Raw genomic sequence first — 8814 nt, forward strand, 5'->3', positions numbered from 1 at the left:
GTCTTGACGTTTTTCGCCAGCAGGCTGGCGCCTGCAGGGGGTTGTGGGGATTTTCACTGCACCGGGAGAAAATTCAGGAACAGCAGGCTTTGCGCATAGTTGAGGCCGATACGCCGGTAGCGCTCGTCAAGCATCTGGGTCAGCAAATCCAGGCGCGCGACGATCTTGCCGAACTCCACGGCAAAACTCAGGTTACTGCCCTCCTCCGAAATTTCGTTGGAAAACAGCATGGGCTGGCCATCCTTATTCTGTCGCTGGCTCAAAATCCAGGTGGCGATTTCGATGTTGCGGGCGGCGTTGCTGACAAACGTCGGGTTGATCGCGTCGGTCATGTAGAACTCCAGGCGATTACCGTGGGCGGTGACCAGCATGCTGCCGATGGCATAAATGAACGCGCCGACCCGGTCTCCGAGAAATTCCGGACTCATGGCAAAGCGCAACGCCGCCAGGTCTTTTTTCCCGCCCAGGGTGGGTAACGGCTGTTGCTGTTCGATGGCCATGCGCACTTGCTTGCCGGCAGTGCGGGCGTCGAGGAAGCCGGATTTTTTCAGCTCGTCGGGGTTGCGCAGGTACAACTTGCTCATCAGCAGGTAGAGGCTGTCGAGATTGTCACGCATGGCCAGCGTGGCCATGCGATCAACGCTGGTTTGCAGGAATTCCTGGGGTTTTCCATCACGTATCTGGCTGAAAAGATCATTGCCGGGCTGATGGCTGCAACCGCTGGCGCAGAGCAGCAACAGACCGGCCAGCAGGCGAACGCGGATAAGGTTGAAGGGCAACACTCGAACCATAAGGGATTGGACTGACACATTCCTGTGCGGCGGGATTCGCCGCAACGGCTATGGATAGAGCCGGTCAATTGGAAAAAGTGCAGTGTCGGGGGTGGGCAATCGATCATCGGCAGGGAAAGATCATTTGCACTTCGAAGGAATGGTGGATGACAGGCCGTCATCGCTGGCATGCCAGTTCCCACAGGTGCTGTGAACCGACGGCTTTATTGGATGATGTCTCTGTAGGAGCAAAGCTTGCTCGCGATGGCGATCTCAAGGACGCCATCGCCGGCAAGCCGTGCTCCTACAGGTGATGGAGTGCAACTGGCAGAGATTGGTTGGCTGGCAGACTGCCATCACCAACAAGCAAACTCCCACTGCGGCGAAACCCTCAGTCGCCGTTACCGCAGTAACGGGTATCACCCAAAACATCCACAGCATGGTCGGCCCAGAACCCGCCAAGACGGAACCCAGCGGCTATCCTGATGCCAACTGTAGTGTCGAGCAAAAAGGAACCAAGCATGCGAACTCAGCAACTGGCCGGTCGCCAAGTACCCGTGATCGGCCAAGGCACCTGGCAAATGGGCGAAGACCACACCCGCCAAAAAGAAGAAATCGCCGCCCTGCGCCTGGGCATCGATCTGGGCATGACCCTCATCGACACCGCCGAAATGTACGCCGAAGGTGGCGCCGAGCAAGTCGTGGCCCAAGCCATCGCCGGCCAGCGCGACAAAGTCTTCCTGGTCAGCAAGGTCTATCCACACAACGCCAGCCGCCAAGGCATTCCCCAAGCCTGCGAGCGCAGTCTGGGCAGGCTCAAGACCGACCATATCGATTTATACCTGCTGCACTGGCGCGGCCAATACCCATTGGCAGAAACCGTCGAGGCCTTCGAACGCCTGCGTGAGGCGGGCAAGATCGGTCGCTGGGGCGTGTCCAATTTTGATGTCGATGACTTGCAGGAACTCGATGCCAAGGCCTGCGCCACCAATCAGGTGCTCTACAACCTGGAAGAACGTGGCATAGAATTTGATTTGTTACCCTGGTGTCAGCAGCACAACATGCCGGTCATGGCCTATTGTCCAATCGGCCAGGGCGGAAAAATGCTCGCCAATGCCACGCTCAAACAAGTGGCTGCCCGCCACGGTGTGACGCCCGCCCAGGTGTCGCTGGCATGGCTGCTGCGCCAGGACGGTGTGATCGCCATCCCCAAGGCGGTCCGCGCTGAACACGTGCAACTCAACGCGCAAGCGGCGCAGTTGCAACTGGAAGTCGGGGATCTGGAGGCGCTGGACCAAGCGTTTCACGCGCCCAAACGCAAGCAGCGACTGGCCATGGTCTGAGCCAACGCGGTGTCAGAGGGCTTCGATATGAGAAGCACCGATCAACCGGACGACTTTAACCTGCAACGTTTTATTCAGGCACAAGACCCGGTATTCGACCGGGTCCAGGCCGAATTGAATGCCGGCCACAAACGCAGCCACTGGATGTGGTTTGTCTTTCCGCAGTTCGCCGGGCTCGGTGGCAGTGAAATGTCCCGACGCTTTGCGATCCGCTCCCGCGAAGAAGCGCAGGCCTACCTTGAACACCCCGTGTTGGGTGCCAGGTTGCGCATCTGCACCCAGGAAGTGCTGAACATCCAGCAGCGCTCGGTAGCGGCGATATTCGGCCATCCCGACGACTTGAAGTTTCATTCGTCGATGACCCTGTTCGCCCAGGTCGCTGCCGCTGACAGCCCGTTTCACCAGGCGTTGAATCAGTATTTCCACGGCATCCTGGATGACTGGACGTTGTCGCTGATGGACTCAAAACAAGCCCAGTTGCCCCCCAATCAGGGTTGAGAAATCGTCGTCGACAAACGGCAGGATCGCGTCCGCCACCGGTTGCAGTTGTTTGCTGATGTAGTGATCGTAATCGATCGGCGCGCTGCGGATCTCCAGCGGTTCGGGGCCAGCGACGGTGATCACGTAACTGATCCAGCCGCCGCTCTGGTATTGGCGGGGGCGACCCTGCTGGTCGTTGTAGTCATCGGCGATACGCGCCGCCCGCACGTGCGGCGGCACATTGCGCTGGTAGTCGTCGAGGGTGCGGCGCAGGCGTTTGCGGTAGATCAGGCGATCATCGAACTCACCGGCCAGGGTTTTGCGCACGTACTCGCGCACGTAGTCCTGATACGGCTTGCGGTGGAAGATCATCTCGTACAGCTCTTGCTGAAACTGCCGGGCCAGCAGCGACCAGTCGGTGCGCACGGTTTCCAGGCCTTTGTAAACCATCTCGTCGTTGCCATCGGCCCGCGTGACCAGCCCCGCGTAACGCTTCTTGCTGCCCTCCTCTGCCCCGCGAATGGTCGGCATCAGGAAACGTTTGTAGTGAGTTTCAAACTGCAACTCCAACGCACTCTCCAGGCCATACTCCTGCCGCACGTGCTCACCCCACCACTGATTGACGTGATCGACCAGCGCGCGGCCGATCTGGGCGGCTTCCTGTTGACCGTGGGCACGGCGCAACCAGACGAAGGTCGAGTCGGTGTCGCCATAAATCACCGTATGCCCCTGATCTTCGATCAATTGACGGGTACGCAGCATGATCTCGTGGCCGCGCAAGGTGATGGAAGACGCCAGACGCGTGTCGAAAAAGCGACAACCGCTGGAACCAAGCACGCCGTAGAACGCGTTCATGATGATCTTCAGGGCTTGGGAGAGCGGCGCGTTGTGTTCGCGCTTGGCGGTTTCCCGGCCCTCGGCGACCCGCGCGACGATGGACGGCAGGCAGTGCCGGGTGCGGGAAAAACGCGCCCCGCGAAAGCCCGGCACAGAGTCGCTGTCGTCAGGATGCTTGAGCCCTTCAATCAACCCCACGGGATCAATGAGGAACGTGCGGATGATCGATGGATAAAGACTTTTGTAGTCGAACACCAGCACCGACTCGTACAGCCCCGGTTGCGAATCCATGACAAACCCGCCGGGGCTGGCCTGTGGTGGTTTAGCGCCGAGGTTCGGCGCAACAAAGCCCTGGCGGTGCATCAACGGCATGTAGAGGTGGGTGAACGCCGCCACCGAGCCGCCCATGCGATCCACCGGCAACCCCGTCACGCTGGCCCGTTCCAGCAGGAAGGTCAGTAATTGGGTCTTGGCGAAAATCCGCGTGACCAGTTCGCAGTCCTTGAGGTTGTACTTGGCCAGCGCCGGTTTGTCCTCGGCGAACATGCGGTTGATTTCGTCCATGCGCTGGTAGGGGTTGTCGATGGCCTTGCCTTCGCCCAACAGGGTTTGCGCGACGTTTTCCAGGCTGAACGAGGGGAAGCTCCAGGTCGCCGAACGCAGGGCTTCGATGCCGTCGATGATCAGTCGCCCGGCAGCGGATGCGAAGTAATGATTGCCGTTGCCGTGTTCGCGCCATTGCATTTCCTCGCCGCCACGCCCCAGCTTCAGCGGCACGGCCAGGCGCCGGGCGTGCTGGTGAAGCACCCGAAGGTCGAACTGCACCACGTTCCAGCCGATGATTGCATCGGGGTCATGTCGGGCGAACCACTCGTTGAGCTTCTTCAGCAGCAGGGTGCGCGATTCGCAGTACTCAAGCTGGAAATCCACTTCACTGTCATCGCCATTGGGCGGCCCCAACATGTACACCTGACGCTCGCCGCAGCCTTCCAGGGCGATGGAGTACAAGTCGCCCTGAGCCGTGGTCTCGATGTCCAGCGACACCAGTTTCAAGTGTGGTCGATAGTCGGGATCGGGCTTCATCTGCGCATCGCGCAGCAGGTCATCAGCGCCCGGCGTACCGCCAAAACGCACCGGCGCGGTGATGAACCGTTCCATCATGTAGCGTTCCGGCGGGCGCACGTCGGCTTCGTACACTTCAACGCCCATTCGCCGCAGCGCGGTTTCCAGGCGCATCAACTGCCCGTGCTGGCGGCAATACAAGCCGAGCACCGGGCGGTGTTCGAAATCCAGCAAGGACAAAGGCTTGAGTTCGACGTTTTTTTCGTCTTGCAGCAACGCCTCGGCCTGCTCGCGCTGACTGACCGGCAGGAATGCCACCGATGGCTGATGAGGCAGGCGGATGCGCCGGGGACCGCTATCGGTTGCCAGCCAGAACTCGACCTCCGTACCCGCCGGGGTATCGCGCCAATGCCGGGTCAGGACGAAGCCCTGGGGTAAATCGGCCACTGCAAACCTCGAAATGGATTCAGGGTGTCAATTCTACGCGTCGATTCGGCGGCCGGTTGCTGTAAAAAACCGCCAAATGACGTTTTTTGAGCGTTATCTGCCGCTTTCGCCCTTGCTCTCAGGGCCGGTGTCTACGATTCTTCAAGGACAACGACAACACCCGGGAAACCGCCATGAAAACCGTCGCGCAACTGCTCAAGTTGAAAGATCAGAAAAACCAGGAAGTGCACCAGATCAAACCGGATCACATGGTGCTGGAAGCGCTGATGAAGATGGCCGAGAAAAATGTCGGCGCCTTGCTGGTGGTGGAGAACGATGAAGTGCTGGGCATCATCAGCGAACGGGATTACGCGCGCAAACTGGTGCTGCATGGCCGTTCTTCGGTGGGTACGCCGGTGCGCGACATCATGGTGTCGCCGGTGATCACCGTGGACACTCACCAAACCGTCGATACCTGCCTGGGCATCATGTCCGACAAACGCCTGCGTCACTTGCCGGTGGTGGAAAACGGCCGGCTGATCGGCTTGCTGTCGATCGGCGACCTGGTCAAGGAAGCCATCGCTGAACAGGCTGAATTGATTCGGCAACTGGAGCAGTACATCCGCGGCGAATAAACCCAGGTCACCGCAGTCCCCCCTGTAGGTGCGAGCCTGCTCGCGATGAGGCCATGGCAGCCAATATCGAGGCCAAATGCCCGGTCGCCATCGCTGGCAGGCCAGCTCCCACAGGTGGTCGGTGCGCTTCAGCCCGGCCAATGCCGGGCAAACACCGGCGCCAACGTCGGATGCCGGTCAATCCGCTCCAGCCAGGCAAAAAATCCTGGCCGGGCCTGGCGCAAATGCTCGCGGCTTCCTCCCCATCGCGTGATCACCGCCGCCAACACGTCAAGCGCGCCGGGCGGCTCTTCGCCCAGATACAACTCCCCCGAAAACTGATCGGCAAACACTTCCCAACTCCAGTGCAGCCTCGCGCGGGTACCCGCCATCAGGTTTTGTCGTGACGATTCATCGGCCTCGGCCAGCCAGCGTTCGGGGTAGTCGATGATGCCGATTGCCGCGTAACAATTGCTGACGATGTACACCAGCCCGCGAATGGCCTGATCACGGTCGGCTGGGTGATCGGGCAACAGCTTTGCCGCTGGAAACGTCAGTGCGAGATGGATCAGGATCGCCGCACTCTCGGTCAGGATGCTGCCGTCGGGCAGTTGCAGTGTCGGAATCTGCTTGAGCGGGTTGAGCTTCTCCAATGCCAGCGCGGCCTCCGGGGAGGCTTCGACATCGATGAAGCGGTAAGGAATCTCACACAGCTCCAGCGCGGCCTCGACCGCCGCCGCGCCCGAATTCTGATGACCGTAGAGTTGATACATACACACCTCCTTGGGATGCTCTCAAGCAGCTGACTCTTGTCGCGATGAAAAATTTCTTCGAGGCACTGCATCCAGAATGCCTTGCCAAGGGTAGTACCTGTAGCAGCTCCTGTTGCTGCCGAGTGCACTACCCACTTTCGGAGAGCTTTTGATGAACGCCAAACAACTGATTTGCCTTGTCGGTTTGTTCGCCACCGTTCCTGCGACCTACGCCCAGACCGGTCTGCCAGACAACATCAGGGTGCCCGACGGGCACAAGGTCGCCCTGGAAACCACCGGGGTCGGCGAAATTACCTACGAATGCCGGGACAAAGCCAATGCGGCCGGCCAGACCGAATGGACCTTCGTCGGCCCCAAAGCCGTGCTCAATGATCGCAGCGGCAAACAGATCGGAACTTATTTCGGACCGCCGGCCACATGGCAAGCCAACGACGGGTCGAAAATCACCGGCACGCAACTCGCCGTGGCACCGTCGAGCCCGGGGAACCTGCCTTACCAACTGGTCAAGGCCAACCCGGCCGAAGGCAAAGGCGCCATGAGCGGCGTCAGCTACATCCAGCGAGTGGCCCTCAAAGGCGGTGTCGCGCCCAGTACCGAGTGCACGACGGCCAACAAGGGCAAGCAGGAAGTGGTGCAGTATCAGGCGGATTACATTTTCTGGGCGGCCAGTTGAGGCCCGGAAGCTGACTTAGTCGCCTGCGGGGACAAACTTGCGGCTACAGGAATGCCGTTTGTTTGCTAGATTGCATTCGACATCTCAACCACCACCGGCCGAGAACAGTGTCCTTGCCCGAAACCGTCTTCGACTATGAACACCACCTGGCGGCCTGCGCTCGCGGCGAGCGTCAGGCCCTGCGCGAGTTGTATGTGCAGGAGAGCCCGCGGTTGTTGGGGGTAGCCAAGCGGCTGGTACGGGATTCGGCCCTGGCCGAGGACATCGTCCACGATGCATTCTTGAAGATCTGGACCGGCGCCGGGGGTTTTGACCCGGCGCGGGGTTCGGCCCGAGGCTGGATGTTCAGCGTGACCCGGCATCTGGCACTCAACTACCTGCGTGATCACAATCGCGAGCTTCAAGGCGATGTCGACGTTCCGGACACCACGGACACCGGTGATGCCCAGGTGCACTCGGCACACATCCACCGGTGCCTGGAACAACTGGAACCGCTGCGGCGCGACTGCATTGTGCACGCCTATGTCGACGGATATTCCCACGCGCAAATTTCACACAAGCTCGGCACCCCGCTGGGCACAGTCAAAGCGTGGATCAAGCGGAGCCTGACGGCGTTGCGGGAGTGCCTGGGATGATCAGCAAACCGACCGACGAAACCCCGCAAGCGCTCGATGAACTGGCCAGTGAGTATGTGCTGGGAACACTTTCCGCCGAGCAGCGAGCCGAGGTTCAGCAACGCCTGCACAGCGATATCGGGCTGCGCAACGCCGTCGATAACTGGGAGCGCCGTTTGCTGGGCCTGACCGAACTGGCCGAGCCGCGCACCCCATCGGCGCAACTGTGGCAGCGCATCGAGCGCAGCGTGGAGGCCCTTGATCGCCCGTCATCGACATCCCGCGTGCTCCCGTCGGCCACTTGGTGGAATCGCCTGCCACTCTGGCGAGGGCTGGCCGGTGCCGGGTTGGCCGCGAGCTTGTTGCTGGGCGCTATGTTGCTGACGCAAACCACGGTCAAACCGACGTATCTGGTGGTGTTGGTCGCTCCGCAAGACAAGGCGCCGGGCTGGGTGATTCAGGCCAGCAACCCCCGGGAGATCCAGCTGATCCCGTTGGGTGTTGTGGAAGTGCCGGCAGACAAGGCACTGGAGTTCTGGACCAAGGCCGAAGGCTGGCAAGGCCCGGTGTCTCTCGGTTTGGTAAAACCGGGGCAAACGCTTTCGGTGCCGTTGGACAAACTGCCGCCGCTGGAACCGAACCAACTGTTCGAACTGACTCTGGAAAACCCCAATGGCTCGCCAATCGGCAAGCCGACCGGGCCGATTCAATTTATCGGCCGCGCGGTGAAAGTCCTCTGAGCGATATCATCAATCCCACGACAGGAATGGCGCTCGTGAGATCAATCCTGTCGATGTTCACCATCACGTCAATGAAGTTCTCTTAAAAAATCCGCGGCGTAACATTGGCTCCATACCAACCAACAACACCCCGGAGCACACGATCATGAAACGCCAAACCATCCTCAGCATCGCTTTCTCGGTTTTCGCAGTTAACGCATTTGCCGCGACTTCTGTTCAACCCGTCGTCGCTGAAGGCGGCTCGGATCGTCTGATCGAAAGCCGTGTGGCTGAAGGTGGCGCTGATCGCCTGCTGGAAAAACGCAATGCTGTAGCGGCTGATGGTTCGGATCGTTTGAAAGGTAATGAAGTCGCCGCTGACGGTTCCGACCGCCTGCAAGGCAACACCGTCGCCGCCGATGGTTCCGACCGCCTGAAAGGCAACGAAGTCGCTGCCGATGGCTCCGACCGCCTGCAAGGCAACACCGTCGCCGCCGATGGTT

The 8814-nt window shown here is 60.2% G+C and carries 10 protein-coding genes; 7 read left to right on the forward strand and 3 right to left on the reverse strand.

The window, feature by feature from the left end; genetic code table 11:
• Positions 1-53: 53 nt before the first annotated feature.
• The gene (locus D8V06_RS17910) at positions 54-791 is read right to left on the reverse strand and encodes a hypothetical protein (protein ID WP_056854792.1); all 738 of its coding nucleotides are present in this window, start codon (positions 789-791) and stop codon (positions 54-56) included.
• A 500-nt stretch (positions 792-1291) separates the two neighbouring features.
• On the opposite strand from D8V06_RS17910, the gene D8V06_RS17915 reads away from it, so the two are divergent.
• Together D8V06_RS17915 and D8V06_RS17920 are read left to right on the forward strand one after the other, a co-directional pair.
• Positions 1292-2113, forward strand: coding sequence for an aldo/keto reductase (locus D8V06_RS17915; RefSeq protein WP_130931442.1), 822 nt, complete (start codon positions 1292-1294; stop codon positions 2111-2113).
• A gap of 27 nt (positions 2114-2140) precedes the next feature.
• Entirely contained in the window at positions 2141-2611 is a 471-nt protein-coding gene (locus D8V06_RS17920; RefSeq protein WP_056854794.1) for a DUF1810 domain-containing protein, read from the forward strand.
• Here D8V06_RS17920 and D8V06_RS17925 read toward each other — a convergent pair.
• On the reverse strand, positions 2576-4939 hold the full coding sequence (locus tag D8V06_RS17925; RefSeq protein WP_130931443.1) for a DNA polymerase II: 2364 nt from the start codon (positions 4937-4939) through the stop codon (positions 2576-2578). The genes D8V06_RS17920 and D8V06_RS17925 overlap by 36 nt on opposite strands.
• 173 nt (positions 4940-5112) lie before the next feature.
• Here D8V06_RS17925 and D8V06_RS17930 point away from each other — a divergent pair, with 173 nt between their 5' ends.
• Complete coding sequence (locus tag D8V06_RS17930) at positions 5113-5553, forward strand: CBS domain-containing protein (RefSeq protein ID WP_056854796.1); 441 nt, start codon at positions 5113-5115, stop codon at positions 5551-5553.
• A 128-nt stretch (positions 5554-5681) separates the two neighbouring features.
• On the opposite strand, the gene D8V06_RS17935 is transcribed toward D8V06_RS17930, so the two are convergent.
• Complete coding sequence (locus D8V06_RS17935) at positions 5682-6305, reverse strand: glutathione S-transferase (protein WP_130907364.1); 624 nt, start codon at positions 6303-6305, stop codon at positions 5682-5684.
• A 151-nt stretch (positions 6306-6456) separates the two neighbouring features.
• Between D8V06_RS17935 and D8V06_RS17940 the strand changes: the two genes are divergently transcribed.
• From D8V06_RS17940 to D8V06_RS17955, 4 genes are all read left to right on the forward strand, one after another.
• Entirely contained in the window at positions 6457-6978 is a 522-nt protein-coding gene (locus tag D8V06_RS17940) for a DUF3455 domain-containing protein (RefSeq protein ID WP_130931444.1), read from the forward strand.
• A gap of 107 nt (positions 6979-7085) precedes the next feature.
• Entirely contained in the window at positions 7086-7613 is a 528-nt protein-coding gene (locus D8V06_RS17945) for a sigma-70 family RNA polymerase sigma factor (RefSeq protein WP_130931445.1), read from the forward strand.
• Positions 7610-8332: an anti-sigma factor gene (locus D8V06_RS17950; protein ID WP_130931446.1), complete on the forward strand. Its 723-nt coding sequence runs from the start codon at positions 7610-7612 to the stop codon at positions 8330-8332. Before D8V06_RS17945 ends, D8V06_RS17950 begins: the two co-directional genes overlap by 4 nt.
• 145 nt (positions 8333-8477) lie before the next feature.
• The coding region (locus D8V06_RS17955; protein ID WP_130931447.1) for a hypothetical protein at positions 8478-8814 on the forward strand (337 nt) is incomplete at its 3' end.

The sequence above is a fragment of the Pseudomonas sp. Sample_24 genome, assembly GCF_004307605.1.
Classification (GTDB): Bacteria; Pseudomonadota; Gammaproteobacteria; order Pseudomonadales; family Pseudomonadaceae; genus Aquipseudomonas.